This is a genomic window from Streptomyces sp. NPDC001219, from assembly GCF_053597915.1.
Genome location: NZ_JBSFJF010000057.1, coordinates 1 through 15489 on the forward strand (window position 1 = coordinate 1; position 15489 = coordinate 15489).

Annotated in this window: 12 protein-coding genes; 3 read left to right on the top strand and 9 right to left on the bottom strand. The window is 72.3% G+C overall.

Going from position 1 to position 15489, the window contains the following annotated elements:
• Positions 1 to 365 precede the first annotated feature (365 nt).
• Positions 366 to 1373 carry a stage II sporulation protein M gene (locus tag ACWC9R_RS28545; RefSeq protein ID WP_450735791.1) on the bottom strand — a complete coding sequence of 336 codons (1008 nt, stop codon included), beginning with the start codon at positions 1371 to 1373 and terminating at the stop codon, positions 366 to 368.
• A gap of 112 nt (positions 1374 to 1485) precedes the next feature.
• On the opposite strand from ACWC9R_RS28545, the gene ACWC9R_RS28550 reads away from it, so the two are divergent.
• Positions 1486 to 2613: an RDD family protein gene (locus ACWC9R_RS28550; protein ID WP_450735792.1), complete on the top strand. Its 1128-nt coding sequence runs from the start codon at positions 1486 to 1488 to the stop codon at positions 2611 to 2613.
• Positions 2614 to 2982: 369 nt separating this feature from the next.
• On the opposite strand, the gene ACWC9R_RS28555 is transcribed toward ACWC9R_RS28550, so the two are convergent.
• Positions 2983 to 3597, bottom strand: a complete 615-nt coding sequence (locus ACWC9R_RS28555; RefSeq protein ID WP_450735794.1) for a hypothetical protein — start codon at positions 3595 to 3597, stop codon at positions 2983 to 2985.
• Between the two features lie 174 nt (positions 3598 to 3771).
• Positions 3772 to 5229: an adenosylhomocysteinase gene (ahcY, locus tag ACWC9R_RS28560; protein WP_450735796.1), complete on the bottom strand. Its 1458-nt coding sequence runs from the start codon at positions 5227 to 5229 to the stop codon at positions 3772 to 3774.
• 524 nt (positions 5230 to 5753) lie between these two features.
• On the opposite strand from ahcY, the gene ACWC9R_RS28565 reads away from it, so the two are divergent.
• A complete protein-coding gene (locus tag ACWC9R_RS28565) occupies positions 5754 to 8120 on the top strand; it encodes a fructose-specific PTS transporter subunit EIIC (protein WP_450735847.1) in 2367 nt (788 codons plus the stop codon).
• Positions 8121 to 8842: 722 nt separating this feature from the next.
• On the opposite strand, the gene ACWC9R_RS28570 is transcribed toward ACWC9R_RS28565, so the two are convergent.
• The 6 genes from ACWC9R_RS28570 to ACWC9R_RS28595 form a co-directional block, all read right to left on the bottom strand.
• A complete protein-coding gene (locus ACWC9R_RS28570; protein ID WP_450735798.1) occupies positions 8843 to 9799 on the bottom strand; it encodes a cation diffusion facilitator family transporter in 957 nt (318 codons plus the stop codon).
• Between the two features lie 166 nt (positions 9800 to 9965).
• Positions 9966 to 11186: a mannose-6-phosphate isomerase, class I gene (manA, locus tag ACWC9R_RS28575; RefSeq protein WP_450735799.1), complete on the bottom strand. Its 1221-nt coding sequence runs from the start codon at positions 11184 to 11186 to the stop codon at positions 9966 to 9968.
• A gap of 73 nt (positions 11187 to 11259) precedes the next feature.
• Positions 11260 to 12396, bottom strand: a complete 1137-nt coding sequence (locus tag ACWC9R_RS28580) for an SIS domain-containing protein (protein WP_450735801.1) — start codon at positions 12394 to 12396, stop codon at positions 11260 to 11262.
• A gap of 75 nt (positions 12397 to 12471) precedes the next feature.
• A complete protein-coding gene (locus ACWC9R_RS28585; protein ID WP_362610386.1) occupies positions 12472 to 12669 on the bottom strand; it encodes a Trm112 family protein in 198 nt (65 codons plus the stop codon).
• 143 nt (positions 12670 to 12812) lie between these two features.
• Positions 12813 to 14171 (bottom strand): phosphomannomutase/phosphoglucomutase, encoded by a 1359-nt coding sequence (locus tag ACWC9R_RS28590; RefSeq protein ID WP_450735803.1) that lies wholly within the window; start codon positions 14169 to 14171, stop codon positions 12813 to 12815.
• A gap of 147 nt (positions 14172 to 14318) precedes the next feature.
• Complete coding sequence (locus tag ACWC9R_RS28595; RefSeq protein WP_450735805.1) at positions 14319 to 14759, bottom strand: DUF3499 domain-containing protein; 441 nt, start codon at positions 14757 to 14759, stop codon at positions 14319 to 14321.
• A 259-nt stretch (positions 14760 to 15018) separates the two neighbouring features.
• Here ACWC9R_RS28595 and ACWC9R_RS28600 point away from each other — a divergent pair, with 259 nt between their 5' ends.
• Positions 15019 to 15477 (top strand): metallopeptidase family protein, encoded by a 459-nt coding sequence (locus ACWC9R_RS28600; protein ID WP_450735807.1) that lies wholly within the window; start codon positions 15019 to 15021, stop codon positions 15475 to 15477.
• Positions 15478 to 15489 lie beyond the last annotated feature (12 nt).

Consider the following 15489-nt stretch of genomic DNA (forward strand, 5'->3'; position numbering starts at 1 on the left):
CCCTGTCGGAGCGGGGTCGGCCGCTTCGCTTTCGCTTTTCGGCCTTTCCGACTCTAGCAGATCCGATTTCGTTCCGTTGCCGGTCCGAATTCGTTTCCGATTCCCCGTCGGAAGGGGGTTGCCTTTTGGCTTTTCCGACTTTATCAGAAGGAGTTCGGCCGAATTAACGGGCCGGGGCTTCCGGTAAGTGGTCGGTTGCGCTTCGCCGAATTGAAGTTCCAGCCGAAGCGGAGAAGAGACTAACTCGTTGCGGATGAACTTGTCCAGTTCGTTGCAACCGTTCGAATCTACCTCCCCCTGACGCCTGTGTCAACAGGCTTCTGGGGCGAAGGGAAGATTAGCAGGCCAGCAGGGCTGGATGCACATCACGCGGCGGTCGGCAGAACGGCTTCGCGGTCGGTGAGGTCGACGTCGCCGGTGGCTCCGGCCCGTACGGCGCGGCCGCCCAGGACGTAGACGTACAGGAGGAAGCCCAGCTCGGCGGCTATGCCGATGCCGATGCGGGCCCAGGTGGGGAGGCCGGAAGGGGTGACGAAGCCTTCGAGGGCGCCGGATACGAAGAGGACGGCGGCGAGTCCGATGGCGACGCCGAGGGCGGAGCGGCCTTCTTCCGCGAGGGCCGTACGGCGGGTGCGCGGTCCGGGGTCGATGAGGGTCCAGCCCAGGCGGAGGCCGATGCCGGCAGCGACGAATACGGCGGTCAGTTCCAGGAGTCCGTGCGGAAGGATCAGGCCGAGGAAGGTGTCGAGGCGGCCCGCTGAGGACATCAGGCCGATGCCCACGCCGAGGTTGAGCATGTTCTGGAAGAGGACCCACAGGACGGGAAGGCCGGCGAAGGCGCCGAAGACGAGGCACAGGGCGACGGCCTGGGCGTTGTTCGTCCATACCTGGGCGGCGAAGGACGCGGCCGGGTGGCTGGAGTAGTAGGTCTCGTACTGGCCCCCGGGGCGGGTCATGGCGCGCAGGTCCTCCGGGGCGCCGATGGCTGCCTGGACCTCGGGGTGTGCGGCTATCCACCAGCCCATGAGGGCGGCGATCGCGGTGGAGAGGATCGCGGTGGGTATCCACCAGTGGCGCAGTCGGTAGACGGCTGCCGGGAAGGCCGTGGTGAAGAAGCGGGCGGTGTCGCGCCAGGAGGCCTTGCGGGCACCGGTGACCGTACTGCGGGCGCGGGCCACGAGGGAGGTAAGTCGGCTGGTCAGCGCTGGGTCGGGGGCGCTGGAGAGGAGGAGGGAGAGGTGGGTGGTGGTGCGCTGGTAGAGGGCGACCAGTTCGTCGGCCTCGGCTCCCGTGAGGCGGCGCTTGCGGCGCAGCAGTGATTCGAGCCGGTCCCATTCGGCGCCGTGAGCCGTGACGAAGACATCGAGGTCCATGTATGTCGCTCCTCGCAGCGCCGTGGGTGAGTGCCGGGTCAGCTTGGCAGACTGGCCGTGTCCGGCGTGGGGTGGGCGGGAGTTCGGGGATCGAGAGGGAGTGGGGCGCGACGTGAGGGAACTCGTCACGGGCGAAGCGGTGGTGCTCGGGCTGCGGCCGGCCAGGCTGCCGAGCAGGGGGCTGGCGGTGGCGGTCGATGTGGCCGTGGCCTGGGTGATCTACATCGGCATCTCGCTGATGCTGGTGGGCGCGACCTCGTCCATGGACAGCGCGGCGATGGCGGCCGTGTCGGTGGCGACGTTCGTGCTGGTGCAGGTCGGGATACCGATCGTCGTCGAGACGCTGAGCCAGGGGCGGTCGCTGGGAAAGCTGCTCTGCGGGCTGCGGGTCGTCCGGGAGGACGGTGGGCCGATCCGGTTCCGGCATGCGCTGGTGCGCGGGGCCATTGGGACCATCGAGATCGTGATGACCATGGGGGTCGTGGCGGCCATCGCCTCGTTGGTGTCGGCGCGGGGGCGTCGGCTGGGTGATGTTTTCGCGGGGACGCTGGTCATACGGGAGCGGATGCCCGTGGCGGAGGCCGGGACGGCGCTGCCGCCACCGCCGCCGTGGCTGGTCGCGGAGCTCGGGGCGCTGGACCTTTCGCGGGTGTCCGATGGGTGGTGGCTGACGGTGCGGCAGTACCTGACGCGGCGGGGACAGCTGGACCCGCAGGTCGGCGCGGCGATGGCGGAGCAGCTGGCGGAGGACTTGCGCGGGTTCACCGGGGTGCCGGCGCCTGCGGGGGTGCATCCGGCGGCCTATCTGGCGGCGGTGGCCGGGGAACGGCAGGCGCGGGAGTCGCGGCGGGCGTTCGGGGCGTCGGTGTCGGCGGGTGGCGGGCCGGCAGGTCTTGGCGGGACGTCGGAGGCCGTCGGGGCGGCTGCTGTGGGGGCGGGAGACAGTGCGCCCGGTGAGAGCGGTGGTTGGGCCGGTGGGCCGTGGGCGTCGGCCGCGCCCGTGGAGGCGGCGGGGGAGGTCGTGGCATCCGGGGGTGGGGGTGTGACGCCGACGGGGGGCGTGGGTTGGGCTCCGCCCGGGGGTGGCGCGGGGGCTTCAGGGACGGCGGCCGGTGACGGAGTGATGCGTGGTGATGGTGTTGGGCTCGCGGGGGCGCCGGGGCGGGGGCGTGCCGGTGATCAGAGGGCCGGCGGAAGCGAGCGGCCGCCGTCCCGTACGGGGTTTGCGCCGCCGGTGTGAGGGGGCCGGTGTCAGGCGGCCGGTGAGGGGCGTGGCCAGGTGTGCCGGCTGGGGTGTCGGCCGCGTGGCGATGGGGCCGCTGTCCGCTTCCGCGCCGGGCAGTGGTGAGCGCGTAGAGGCAGGTGCCTGGCCGGGGTTGCGGTGGGGCCGCCGCTCCTGAGGCGTACGTAGGGCTCGGTCGAGTCAGGGGGTGACCGCAGCCGGCTGCCAAGAGGTTGTGCCGGAGTGGCCGGGACGCGGTGGGTGGGCCGATGCTCAGCTGGTGTGTGCCGTGCGTCGTCGGGGTGACTGCACGGCCTCCGGCCCGTTCGGTGTGGCTCTCTGGCGCTGCGCGCGGGAGGGGATGGCCGGCGGAGCAGAGGCCGTGGTTCAGGAGAAGGTCGACGGTGGGGACTCGAGGGATTCGAGTTCGATGCCGGGGGCGGCGAGGACCACGTCGCCGGCGATGTGAACGGTGTGCTGTTCGCCGGTCTCCAGGTCGTTGACCTGGTATTCGTCGGCCATGAGCGGGGCGTTGTCAGTGGCGTGTGGTGTGCTTTTCAGCAGGGCCCAGGACTGGTCGAGCGTGCGGGGGGCGAGGACGGGGGGTGTGAAGGCGACGAGGCGGGTGCGAACGGCGCCGGCGCCGAGGGCGGGGCGCAGCAGGCGGGCGGTGGCGATGAGGAACGCGGGGGACGCGCCGGTGAAGGCGTGGGCGGGGACGTTGCCTTCGGTGGCGTGTTCACCGGTCGGGTCGGTGCGTACCCAGGTGACGCCCTCCAGGGCGGCGCCGCGGACCTGCCAGGCGGAGGCGTGCAGTTCGAGGCGGAGGGGGCGGCCGAGTTCGTCGAGGGTGAGGTCGACGGAGCCGGTGTGGTCGCCGGAGGGGTTGACGATCTGGGAGACGTAGCGCCAGCCGGAGGGGCCGGTGGCGCAGTGGAAGTGCTCTTCACCGAGGGGGGTGTGATCGTGCGGGTCGTGGAGGGAGTAGTGGCCGCGGGGCATGGGGGTGCAGTCCTTCGGCCGGCGACGCGGGCCGGTGAGTCGGGGATGGCGGTTCGGTACGGGGACCTTACGGGCCAGGCCCCCGCCGTGAGGGGCGAGGGCCTGGTGTCACCGGCTGCTGGGGCCGGTCACCGGGCGATCAGGGGAGCTGACCGGCCGGTGACCGCCGCCGGATCAGTAGCGGTAGTGGTCGGGCTTGTACGGGCCCTCGACCTCGACGCCGATGTAGGCGGCCTGCTCGGGGCGCAGCTCGGTGAGCTTGACGCCGAGGGCGTCGAGGTGGAGCCGGGCGACCTTCTCGTCGAGGTGCTTGGGGAGCACGTAGACGTCGGTCGGGTACTCCTCGGGCTTGGTGAACAGCTCGATCTGGGCCAGCGTCTGGTCCGCGAACGAGTTGGACATCACGAAGGAGGGGTGGCCGGTGGCGTTGCCCAGGTTGAGCAGACGGCCCTCGGACAGCACGATCAGGACCTTGCCGTCCGGGTGGGTCCAGGTGTGCACCTGCGGCTTGACCTCGTCCTTGACGATGCCGTCGAGCTGGGCCAGACCGGCCATGTCGATCTCGTTGTCGAAGTGGCCGATGTTGCCGACGATCGCCTGGTGCTTCATCCGGGCCATGTCGGACGCCATGATGATGTCCTTGTTGCCCGTGGTGGTGATGAAGATGTCGGCGGTCTCGACGACCTCCTCCAGGGTGGTGACCTGGTAGCCGTCCATCGCCGCCTGAAGGGCACAGATCGGGTCGACCTCGGTGACGATGACGCGGGCGCCCTGGCCGCGCAGCGACTCGGCGCAGCCCTTGCCGACGTCGCCGTAGCCGCAGACCACGGCGGTCTTGCCGCCGATGAGGACGTCGGTGGCGCGGTTGATGCCGTCGATCAGGGAGTGGCGGCAGCCGTACTTGTTGTCGAACTTCGACTTGGTCACGGCGTCGTTCACGTTGATCGCCGGGAAGAGCAGGTCGCCGTCGCGGTGCATCTCGTAGAGACGGTGCACGCCGGTGGTGGTCTCCTCGGTGACACCGCGGATCTCGGACGCCAGGTTCGTCCACTTCTGCGGGGACTCCGCCAGCGTGCGGGTGAGCAGCTCCAGGATGGCGCGGTGCTCGTCGCTCTCCGCGGTCTCGATCGCGGGGACCTTGCCGGCCTTCTCGTACTCGACGCCCTTGTGGACCAGGAGGGTGGCGTCGCCGCCGTCGTCGAGGATCATGTTCGGGCCGCCGGTGGGCGAGTTGGGCCAGGTCAGCGCCTGCTCCGTGCACCACCAGTACTCCTCCAGGGACTCGCCCTTCCAGGCGAAGACCGGGATGCCCTGGGGCGCGTCGGGCGTGCCGTTCGGGCCCACCGCGATGGCCGCGGCGGCGTGGTCCTGGGTGGAGAAGATGTTGCAGGAGGCCCAGCGGACCTCGGCGCCCAGGGCGGCCAGGGTCTCGATCAGGACCGCGGTCTGCACGGTCATGTGCAGGGAACCGGTGATGCGGGCACCGGCCAGCGGCTGGGCGGCGGAGTACTCCTTGCGGATCGCCATCAGACCGGGCATCTCGTGCTCGGCGAGGGTGATCTCCTTGCGGCCGAAAGCGGCGAGGGACAGGTCGGCGACCTTGAAGTCCTGGCCGGTGGCTGCTGTCGTCATGCGGGCTGCTCCTCGAGCGTCGAGGTGGATGGGCGGGCAGTCTGCGGCGCGGGCTGGGGTCCCCCAGCTACCACGGGGGAAGTTCGAGCGTACGCGGAAGCGGACGCACCTCTCCCCCTGGCCGCAGCGCAGTCCGTCGGAGGCCCTCTCTCCCTCGGCCGGTCCGCGGTACGGACCGCCCGACCGCCATCAGCAGCGACGTCTGGCACTGGTCACGAATCTACACCGATCGGCCCGGTGAACCCCAGCCCGGAGGGGCCGGTCCGGTGCCGTCCCGGCCAAGAAAAGACGCGGGGACCGCCGGTGAATACGGGGTTCCGGTGGGTCCGCGGCCGGAGTTCCGGCTGCCGCGGACCGGGTGCCGCAGGGGGTTTGCGGGCGCTGCGCCGTCATGCAGGATGCCTGGAGCGCGGAACCACTGGCACGACCGCGCGCACGTTCCTAAGGAGAGCCACGTGACCACCAGTCCAGCTGAGCCCCTCAAGGGCGCGGGGACGAGCGGGCGGGGGCTGAAGCTGCTCGCAGTGACCGCCTGTCCGACCGGGATCGCCCACACGTACATGGCCGCGGAGAAGCTGGCCCAGGCGGCCCGGTCCCTCGGGCACGAGATAAAGGTGGAGACGCAGGGCTCCATCGGGGCTGAGAATGAACTGTCTGACAACGATGTCAGGGATGCGGACGCGGTCATCATCGCCGCGGACAAGGACGTCGACCGCAGCCGGTTCGTCGGCAAGCGGGTCCTGGCGGTCGGGGTCGCCGAGGGCATCCGCCACCCCGAGCAGCTGATGGAGCGGGTGCGGAACGCGCCGGTTTACGGGGGCGAGGAGGGCGCCGGAGCCGGAGCGGGTGGTACCGGCGCGGCGCCGGCTGCCGGGGGTGCCGGCGGCGGCAAGGAGCGCAGCGTCACGTACAAGGCGCTGATGAACGGCGTCAGTTACACGATCCCGTTCGTGGTGGTCGGCGGTCTGCTGATCGCGGTCTCGCTGGCGCTGGGCGGGCATCCGCAGGCCGACGGCGGTCTGGTGATCCCCGACGGTTCGTTCTGGAAGCACGTCAACGACGTCGGCGTCATCGGGTTCACGCTGATGGTGCCGGTGCTGTCCGGCTATATCGCGTATGCGATCGGCGACCGGCCCGCACTGGTGCCGGGCATGATCGGCGGCTGGATAGCCAACACGGGCTCGCTGTACGACTCGAAGGCGGGTGCGGGCTTCATCGGGGCGATCGTCACCGGCTTCCTGGCCGGCTATCTGGTGCAGTGGATCAAGAAGGTCGAGGTACCGAAGTTCGCCCGGCCGATCATGCCGATCATCGTGATCCCGATCGTGTCGACGACGGCGCTCGGGCTGTTCTTCATCTACGTGATCGGCAGGCCCATCTCCTGGGTGTTCACCCACCTCACCGGCTGGCTCGGCGGAATGACCGGGTCCAGTGCGATTCTGCTCGGCGCGCTCCTCGGCCTCATGATCGCGTTCGATATGGGCGGGCCGGTCAACAAGACCGCGTTCCTGTTCGGCGCGGGGCTGATCGCGTCCGGCAACCAGACCGTGATGGGCATGTGTGCCGCGGCGATCCCGGTGATGCCGCTCGGCCAGGGGCTGGCCACGCTGGTCCGTCGCCGCCTCTACTCCGAGCAGGAGCGGGAGACGGGCATGGCCGCGCTGTTCATGGGGCTCTTCGGGATATCGGAGGGCGCGATTCCGTTCGCCGCGGCGCGGCCCGCGCAGGTGATCCCGGCGAACATGCTCGGTGGCGCGGTGGCCGGCGCTCTCGCCGGGATGACCGGTGTCACGGATGCGGTGCCGCACGGCGGGCCGATCGTGGCGGTGCTGGGTGCGGTCGGCGGGGTGCCGGCGTTCTTCCTCGCCGTGGTGGCCGGCTCGGTGGTCACGGCGCTGGCCACGGTGGCGCTGGTGGATGTGGCGGAGCGGCGGAAGGTCGGGGTGCGGGTGGCGGCTGATGCCGTTGGCGGACTCGGGGCGGGTGCCAGGGTTGTCGTCGGTGGGGATTCGGCGGCGATTGTGGCTACTGGCGCGGAGACGGTGGTGGCCGGGAGTGCCGGAGCCGTTGACGGTGCTGGAGCGGTTGGCGGTGCTGGAGCCGTTGGCGGTGCTGGGGTGGCGTCGCGTACGGGTGCGGGGGCGGGGGTGGATTCCGTTGCTGCGGCGGTGGGTTCGGATTCCCCGGCGGTGGATGCGGTTCGCGCGGCGGTGGATTCAGATCCGGCGGGGGCGGATTCGGGGCCGGTGGGTGCGGATTCGAGGCCGGCCGGTGCGGTTGGCGCTCCGGTGGCCGGCGCTGGTTCGGCGCAGGAGGCGGCGGGCTCGGTTGTGGGCACCGCCGTCGCGGTGGGCGAGGTCACCGGCGGCGAGGGCGTCGGTAGCGACGAGGATGCCGGTAACGGCGGGGACGACCTCGGCACGGGACACGGCGCCGAGGTGCTCTCCGGCTATCTCACCGGGCAGACCGTCAGGACGCAGCTCGACGCCGACGAGAAGGAGGCGGCGATACGGGAGATGGCCGAGCTGGTGGCCGGCACGGGAAAGGTGGCGGACGTCGACGAGCTGGTCCGGGTGGCGCTGGCCCGTGAGGAGCAGGGCACGACCGGGCTCGGTGAGGAGATCGCCATCCCGCACGCCAAGACGGACGCGGTGACCGCTCCGGTCGTCGGGTTCGCGCGGTCGGCGGACGGTATCGACTGGGGTTCGCTCGACGGCACACGCGCCAAGCTGCTCTTCATGATCTCGGTGCCGGAGGCGGCGGCCGGGGACGAGCATCTGCGCATCCTGGCGCTGCTGTCACGGAAGTTGACGGACGCGGACTTCCGGGCCCGGTTGCAGGACGCGGAGGACGAGGCGGCGATTCTGCGGGTTCTCGGGGAGGTCCAGTAGGGCGGGGGCGAACGCATCCCGTAGGGGTGGCGTGGGCCCCCTTGGGGCCGACAACGTCGCGGGGGCGGGGCGGCATTCCCGTGGTGGGCCGCGGGGTTGGCCGGCGGGCGGGCCGAGAGGCTTGGAGAGAGCCGGGGCGTGCGGCGGGGGTCCCTCGCTCCTGTTGGGAGGACGGCGAGGGCCCTCGCGCTCGTAGAGCGTGCGGCGAAGGCGCTCACACTCGTAGGAAAGGCGGCGAAGGGCCCTGTGGTCGCGGGGGGGGGTACTGCGAGGGGCTCCCCACTCGCAGGAAGTACCGCGAAGACCCCGGTCGGGAGTAGAGCAAAGCCCTCGCACTCGTGGGGAGTATGGCCAGCCCCCGCGCTCATAGGAAGTGCGGCGAAGGCCCCCGTGGTCGCGGGGAGTCCTGCGAAGGACTCCCCGCTCACAGGAAGTACCGCGAAGACCCCGGTCACGGTGAGGAAGGCCAAAGCCCTCGCCCTCGCAGTGAGTGCAACCGAAGCCCCCGCCCTCGTAGGGCGTACGACCAAAGCCCCCCGCTCACCCGCTCATGGCAAACACGGCAGAGGCCCCCACACCACTGCTCGGAACAGCGAAGGCCCCCGCACTCCTCAGGAGTGTGGGGGCCTTGCGGCGCTCTGTGGTGATGGTGGTGGGGGCAGACGGGCCTGCGAGGCCGCTCCCGGCGGCTCGGCCCGAGCCGCCCCCGTCCCTGCGCTCTGTTACTCGCCCGGCGTCTTCGACAGGTCGGTGCCCGCCGCGGCGGCTGCCTCGTTGTAGATGTCCGGCTCCAGGTAGATGACCCGGGCGATCGGTACGGCCTCGCGGATGCGGGCCTCGGCGGCGTTGATGGCGTGGGCGATCTCGGTGGCGGTGTCGTCGTGCTGTACCGCGATCTTGGCGGCGACCAGCAGCTCGTCGGGGCCGAGGTGGAGGGTGCGCATGTGGATGACGCGGGTGACGACGTCGCCGTCGACGAGCGCCGCGCGGATCTTGGCGATCTGCTCGGGGCCGGCCGCCTCGCCCAGCAGCAGCGACTTGGTCTCCGCGGCCAGGACCAGGGCGATCAGCACCAGCAGCGCGCCGATGCACATGGTGCCGATGCCGTCCCAGATGCCGTCGCCGGTGGCGAGGGTCAGGCCGACGCCGCCCAGCGCGAGGACCAGACCGACCAGGGCGCCGAAGTCCTCCAGCAGCACGACCGGCAGCTCGGGGGCCTTGGCGCGGCGCACGAACTGGGCCCAGGTCTGCTTGCCGCGCAGCTCGTTGGACTCCTTGATGGCCGTACGGAAGGAGAAGCCCTCGGCGATGATCGCGAAGATCAGGACGCCGATCGGCCAGTACCAGTCCTCCAGCGGGTGCGGGTCGTGGACCTTCTCGTAGCCCTCGTAGAGCGCGAAGACGCCGCCGATGGTGAACAGGACGATGGAGACCAGGAAGCCGTAGATGTAGCGCTCGCGGCCGTAACCGAAGGGGTGCTCGGCGGTCGCCGCGCGCTTGGCCTTCTTGCCGCCGAGCAGCAGCAGGCCCTGGTTGCCGGAGTCGGCGACCGAGTGCACGCCTTCGGCCAGCATCGATGACGAGCCGCTGAAGGCGAAGGCCACAAACTTCGCTGCGGCGATCGCCAGGTTGGCGCCCAGCGCCGCAACGATCGCCTTTGTCCCGCCTGATGCGCTCATAGGTGCCGCAAGTCCCTTCCGTCGACGGTGCTCCACCGCTTTACCGAGCCTTTAATGCCGTGCGGCGGTCATTGTTGCAGCCCCGCGCCGGGCGTCTGCCAGGAGGCCACCTGGCGGACGGTTTCCGGACGGCCGGACGGGCTTTCCGGCCACCGGCCGCTCCGGCTCAGGCCACCACCGTCGCGCGGAACAGCGTGCCGTCTCCGGAGACCGTGATCCGCTCGCCGGCCGGTACGAAGGCGGACTCGCCGGGCGCCAGGGTCAGCCCGGCCCCGCCGGTCCCGGCCGCGGTCCCGGCCTCCGCGTCCCGCAGTTCGACGGTGCCCGCCGTGCACAGCAGGATCTGCGGCGTACGGGACGCGAGCGGGTGCGGTGCGGCGCCGGGGGCCGGTACGAGGCGGGAGAGGCGGAACTCGTCGATGGGGGTCTCGTAGACCTCCTCGCCGTCGGTTTCCTCGGGGCGCAGCACGCCCGCGTCGCCGGCCTCGAAGCGGACCACCCGCAGCAGCTCCGGCACGTCCACGTGCTTGGGGGTCAGGCCGCAGCGCAGCACGTTGTCGGAGTTGGCCATCAGCTCGACGCCGAGGCCGCTGAGGTAGGCGTGCGGGATGCCGGCGCCGAGGAACAGGGCCTCGCCGGGCTGGAGCCGGACGTGGTTGAGCAGCATGGCGGCGAGGACGCCGGGGTCGCCCGGGTAGTGGTGGGCGAGGCCGGCGCAGGTGGCGTAGGCGTCGGCGTGCGGGCCGCCCTCGGCGGCCAGCCGGCCGGCGGCGACGGCGGTGTGCTCGACGGTCCCGGCGATGGCGTGGTGCTCGGCACCGAGGACGGCGGTGAGCACCTCGCGCAGCGCGTCCTCCTCGGGGCTGGCGCGCAGGATGTCGACGTAGGGCTTGAGGTCGTCGACGCCGAGGCCCTCCAGGAGGTCCGCGGTCTGCGCCGGGTGGCGGAAGCCGCACAGGCCGTCGAAGGGGGTGAGCGCGACGATGAGTTCGGGCTTGTGGTTGGCGTCCTTGTAGTTGCGGTGCCCGGCGTCGATCGGGACGCCGCGCCGCTCCTCGTCGGCGAAGCCCTCCGCGGCCTGCGTCAGGTCGGGGTGGACCTGGAGGGAGAGCGGGGAGCCGGCGGCGAGCAGTTTGAGCAGGAAGGGCAGCCGGGGGCCGAAGGCGCGGACGGTGTCGGCGCCCAGTTCGGTCTCGGGGGCGGCGTCGATGACCTCTGCCAGGGAGACGGGGCCGGTGCCGCGGTCGATGCGGGAGGGGGCGCCGGGGTGGGCGCCCATCCACATCTCGGCCTGGGGTTCGCCGGTCGGCGCGGTGCCCAGGAGCTCCGGGAGCGCGGTGGCGGAGCCCCAGGCGTAGGGGCGCACGGTGTTGGCGAGGCGGTCCATGGGTCGGCTGCTTCCTGACAGGGGGACGTGCTGTGGTGCTACGGGCCCGCGGGCGCGGGCCGGCCGTCAAAGGTCACTCGGTCCCGGCGAGCGCCAGGTAAACGGCGGCGAAATCCACGATGGCCAGTAGCTCAGCGGCCTTCTCCAGGTCGCTTCCGGTGTCGGCCTCCAGCTCGCTGACGGCGGTGTCGCGCTCCTCGGCGAGGGCCTGGGCGGCGCGGGTGGCGGACAGCGGGCCGGGCTCGCCGTCGCGCAGCAGCACGACCCTGGCGTGCAGTGCGGCGGGCTGCTCGACGCGGTCGCGGAAGAAGTCGTCCGGGTCGGCGCCGGCGGCCAGGGCGCCGGCCAGCAGGGCGCGGTGGGTGCCGAGGGCTTCGGGCAGCTCGGCGGCGAGGGCGGGGCGGCCGGCCAGCCCGGCGAGTTCGGTGGCGAAATGCCGGCCGACGGCGCCGGCGACGGTGCCTTCGGTCCAGATCAGGGGGAGCGCGTCGGCGAGGTCGGCGGCCAGGGTCTTGCCGGGGTTGGTGTAGGTGGGGATGGCCGGGCCGCAGCGTTCGGCGAGCTGGTCGAGGCGGTCGGCGAGTGCGGACAGTGCCTCGGGCGGGGCCTTGAGCAGGCCGATCCGGTCGGCGAGCGCGAGCAGCGGGATGAGTACCGACCAGAGGGTGCCGGGGGCGGCGGGCGGGGCGCCCTCGACGTCGAACTCGGCGTCGTAGGGGGTGGTCGCCAGGGGGACGGCGAGGCCGCGGGCCTGGGTGACGGCTTCGGCGAGCGGGCCGCCGGCCGGGGTGACGGCGACGACGGCGCAGCCGCGGCGGGCCGCCTGCTCGACCAGCTCGGCGAGGCCGGGGTCGGCGGCGTCCGGGCCGGGGAGCAGCAGCAGGTCCAGGGGGCCGGCCCAGCCGGGGAGCGTCCAGCGCAGTGCGCCGGGCAGCGGGGCGACGCCGGTGGGCTGGATGTGGGTGACGGGGCAGTTGCCGCCGCCGAGTGCCCTGAGGAGGTCCGCCACACCGGCCGCGGCGGGGCCGGGGCCGGCGACGAGGACGGCGCGGGGCCGCCCGTCGGGGGTCAGCTCGGGGATGCCGGACTCGGCGGCGCTGCGGGCGGCGGTGCGGACCCGGGCGCCGGATTCGGCGACGCCGCGCAGCAGGCCGAAGCGGTCGGCTCCGGCCAGCGCGTCAGGGGTGTCGAGGAGTGACTCGTCGAGCATGGTGGGCGCGGCCTCCGATTCGCCGGGTCGGGCGGGGGTGTGCCGGGCGGTGCCGGGCGGACCGGCGGTGCCCGGTCAGGCGGGGCGGCGGGCCTCGTCGACGAGGAGTACGGGGATGCCGTCCCGGACGGGGTAGGCGAGGCCGCAGTCGCCGGAGGTGCAGCGCAGCTCGGGGTCGGCGGCGGGGCCGGAGGAGTCTCCGGTCCGGTCCTGGAGCGGGGCGTGACATGCCGGGCAGGCAAGGATCTGGATCAAGCTGGCTTCGACCGGCATGGAGACTGCTCCTTCGGGGCGGTTGCGGCGTGGCCAGCGTACCGCCGTACGGGGTGCGGGGGCCTGCTCGGCGGGGATTCGGGGTGGTGCGCGGGGGTGCGGGCGGCAGGGACGGCGCCGCCGCCCGCCCCCTCGGTGGCGGGTCAGCCGCGGATGATCGCCAGGGCCTCGTCGCGGACCCGGTCGGTGGTGGCGGCGTCGCGGGCCTCGACGTTCAGCCGCAGCAGCGGCTCGGTGTTCGAGGCACGGACGTTGAACCACCAGTCACCGCCGGTGACCGTCAGTCCGTCCAGCTCGTCGAGGGTGACGCCGTCACGGCCCTCGTAGGCGGCCCTGATCGCGGCGAGCCGGCCCGTCTGGTCGTCGACGGTGCTGTTGATCTCGCCGGAGCCCGCGTACCGGTCGTACTCCGCGACCAGCCGCGACAGCGGACCGTCCTGCCCGCCGAGGGCCGCCAGGACGTGCATCGCGGCGAGCATCCCGGTGTCGGCGTTCCAGAAATCGCGGAAGTAGTAGTGCGCGGAGTGCTCGCCGCCGAAGATGGCGCCGGTCCTCGCCATCTCCTCCTTGATGAACGAGTGCCCCACACGGGTCCGCACCGGTGTGCCGCCGCTCTCCTTGACGACCTCCGGCACCGACCAGGAGGTGATCAGGTTGTGGATGACCGTGCCGCCGGGGTGCTTGCCCAGCTCGCGCGCGGCGACCAGGGCGGTGATCGCGGACGGGGAGACCGGGTCGCCGTTCTCGTCGACGACGAAACAGCGGTCCGCGTCCCCGTCGAAGGCGAGGCCGAGGTCCGCGCCGGTCTCCCGGACCCGCGCCTGGAGGTCGACGATGTTCTTCGCATCCAGCGGATTGGCCTCGTGGTTGGGGAACGAGCCGTCCAACTCGAAGTACATCGCGTCCAGTTCGAGCGGCAGCCCCTCGAAGACCGTCGGCACGGTGTGGCCGCCCATGCCGTTGCCCGCGTCCACCACGACCTTCAGCGGACGGATACCGCTCAGGTCGACCAGGCCGCGCAGATGGTCCGCGTAGTCGCCCAGGACGTCGCGCCGGGTGACGCCGCCGGTGGCGGCGACCGGCTCCGGGGCACCCTCGTCGGACCACCGCTCCACCAGCGCCCGGATGTCGGCCAGCCCGGTGTCCTGCCCGACCGGCGCCGCACCCGCCCGGCACATCTTGATCCCGTTGTACCGGGCCGGGTTGTGCGAGGCGGTGAACATCGCGCCCGGCAGCCCCAGGGCGCCGCTGGCGAAGTACAGCTCGTCGGTCGAGCACAGACCGATCTCGGTGACATCCGCGCCACGGGCCGCGGCGCCGCGCGCGAAGGCCCGCGACAGGCCGGGCGAGGAGGGCCGCATGTCGTGTCCGATCACGATCGCGTCCGCCGCGGTGACCTCGGCGAACGCCGCACCGAACAACTCGGCCAGGGGCTCGTCCCACTGGTCGGGGACGACACCGCGTACGTCATACGCCTTCACGATCTGCGACAGATCAGTCACAGCAAGCCCTCCTGGAGAGTCCCTATGTCCTCCCAACCTACCGGGCGGTGCTGTGCGGGAGCCGGGTATCCCCGGGTACGGGCCGCCGCGGCGGGGCGGTTGTCCGGATGCGGGCGGGTGCGGTGCCGGGGAGCCGGGCCGCGGCGCTCAGGAGTCCGGTGAGCGCAGCACCCGGAGGTGGCCGCGGCGGGCGACCTCCATGGGGTGGGTGTCGCGGCCGCCGGGGGCGTGGGGGTCGCCGGCGGCGCGTTCCTGGGGGCGGGCGGCTTCGCGTACGGCGTTCGCCAGGGCTTCGAGGTCGTCGCCGCTGGGGCGGGCCGGGCCGGAGTCGAGGGCGAGGCGGACGACCTCCCAGCCGCGGGGCGCGGTCAGCCGCTCGGAGTGCTCGGCGCACAGGTCGTAGCAGTGCGGTTCGGCGTAGGTGGCGAGCGGTCCGAGCACGGCGGTCGAATCCGCATAGACGTACGTCAGCGTTGCGACGGCGGGGCGGCCGCACGCAGTGCGCGAACAGCGACGTACAGGGCTCACGACGTTGGACGGTACCGCACTCTTGAGCGGGCCGCGACGACTCTCCCCCGGCTCACCCAACCGTGTCGTCCCGCTTCGTCCGATGCGTCTGACCTGCACCCGCTCGACCTGACCTGGACCGGCAGGGCCGGGCCGGAGGGCGTGCGGTGCGGAATCCCGTCACGACTCGATGCATTTCCTGCCATTCCGGTGTCGATCTGCGATCTCATGCAGGGATGCAAACGAACACAACGCGGACAGCTCCGGTCAGCCGGCGACATGCCCCGTCTTGCCGCGCTCCCAGGTTCCCGGGGGTCCTTGACGGCTACGCTCGATCCTGATGGACAGCCCCGTACCTTCCCGACCGCCGGAGCCGCGGCTCCGGCGCCGCGACCGCCACGGCCGCGGCATGCGCGGCCCGATCGCGCCGCCCCAGGTGCCGCTGTCGGTGACCCGCGCCGAGGCCTTCGTGGATCTCGTCTACGACTCCCGGGACCGGCTCGAGCGCCGCTGGCCGCAGCTCTCCCAGGTCGACTTCCTGGTGCTGGAGGTGCCCGGTGCCGGCCCGGACGACGGGCCGGACGCGGCCGCCGGCACCGAGACCGTGCCGCTGGGCCGGATGCTGCCGGCCGCGGGCGGACATCGCGACCGGATCGTGATCTACCGGCGGCCGGTGGAGATCCGCACGAAGGGCCGCGACGAGCGGGCGCTGCTGGTCCACGAGGTGGTGGTCGAGCAGGTCGCCGAACTCCTGGGGCTGGCCCCGGAGTCGGTGGACCCGCGCTACGGCCAGGAGTGAGACCGTCGCGCG

Excerpts from the sequence above, each read along its gene's own strand:
- ACWC9R_RS28585 (WP_362610386.1), bottom strand. The coding sequence starts at position 12,669 with ATGCCGGTCGAAGCCAGCTTGATCCAGATCCTTGCCTGCCCGGCATGT.
- ACWC9R_RS28570 (WP_450735798.1), bottom strand. The coding sequence starts at position 9,799 with ATGAGCGCATCAGGCGGGACAAAGGCGATCGTTGCGGCGCTGGGCGCC.
- manA (WP_450735799.1), bottom strand. The coding sequence starts at position 11,186 with ATGGACCGCCTCGCCAACACCGTGCGCCCCTACGCCTGGGGCTCCGCC.
- ACWC9R_RS28580 (WP_450735801.1), bottom strand. The coding sequence starts at position 12,396 with ATGCTCGACGAGTCACTCCTCGACACCCCTGACGCGCTGGCCGGAGCC.
- ahcY (WP_450735796.1), bottom strand. The coding sequence starts at position 5,229 with ATGACGACAGCAGCCACCGGCCAGGACTTCAAGGTCGCCGACCTGTCC.
- ACWC9R_RS28600 (WP_450735807.1), top strand. The coding sequence starts at position 15,019 with ATGGACAGCCCCGTACCTTCCCGACCGCCGGAGCCGCGGCTCCGGCGC.
- ACWC9R_RS28555 (WP_450735794.1), bottom strand. The coding sequence starts at position 3,597 with ATGCCCCGCGGCCACTACTCCCTCCACGACCCGCACGATCACACCCCC.
- ACWC9R_RS28545 (WP_450735791.1), bottom strand. The coding sequence starts at position 1,373 with ATGGACCTCGATGTCTTCGTCACGGCTCACGGCGCCGAATGGGACCGG.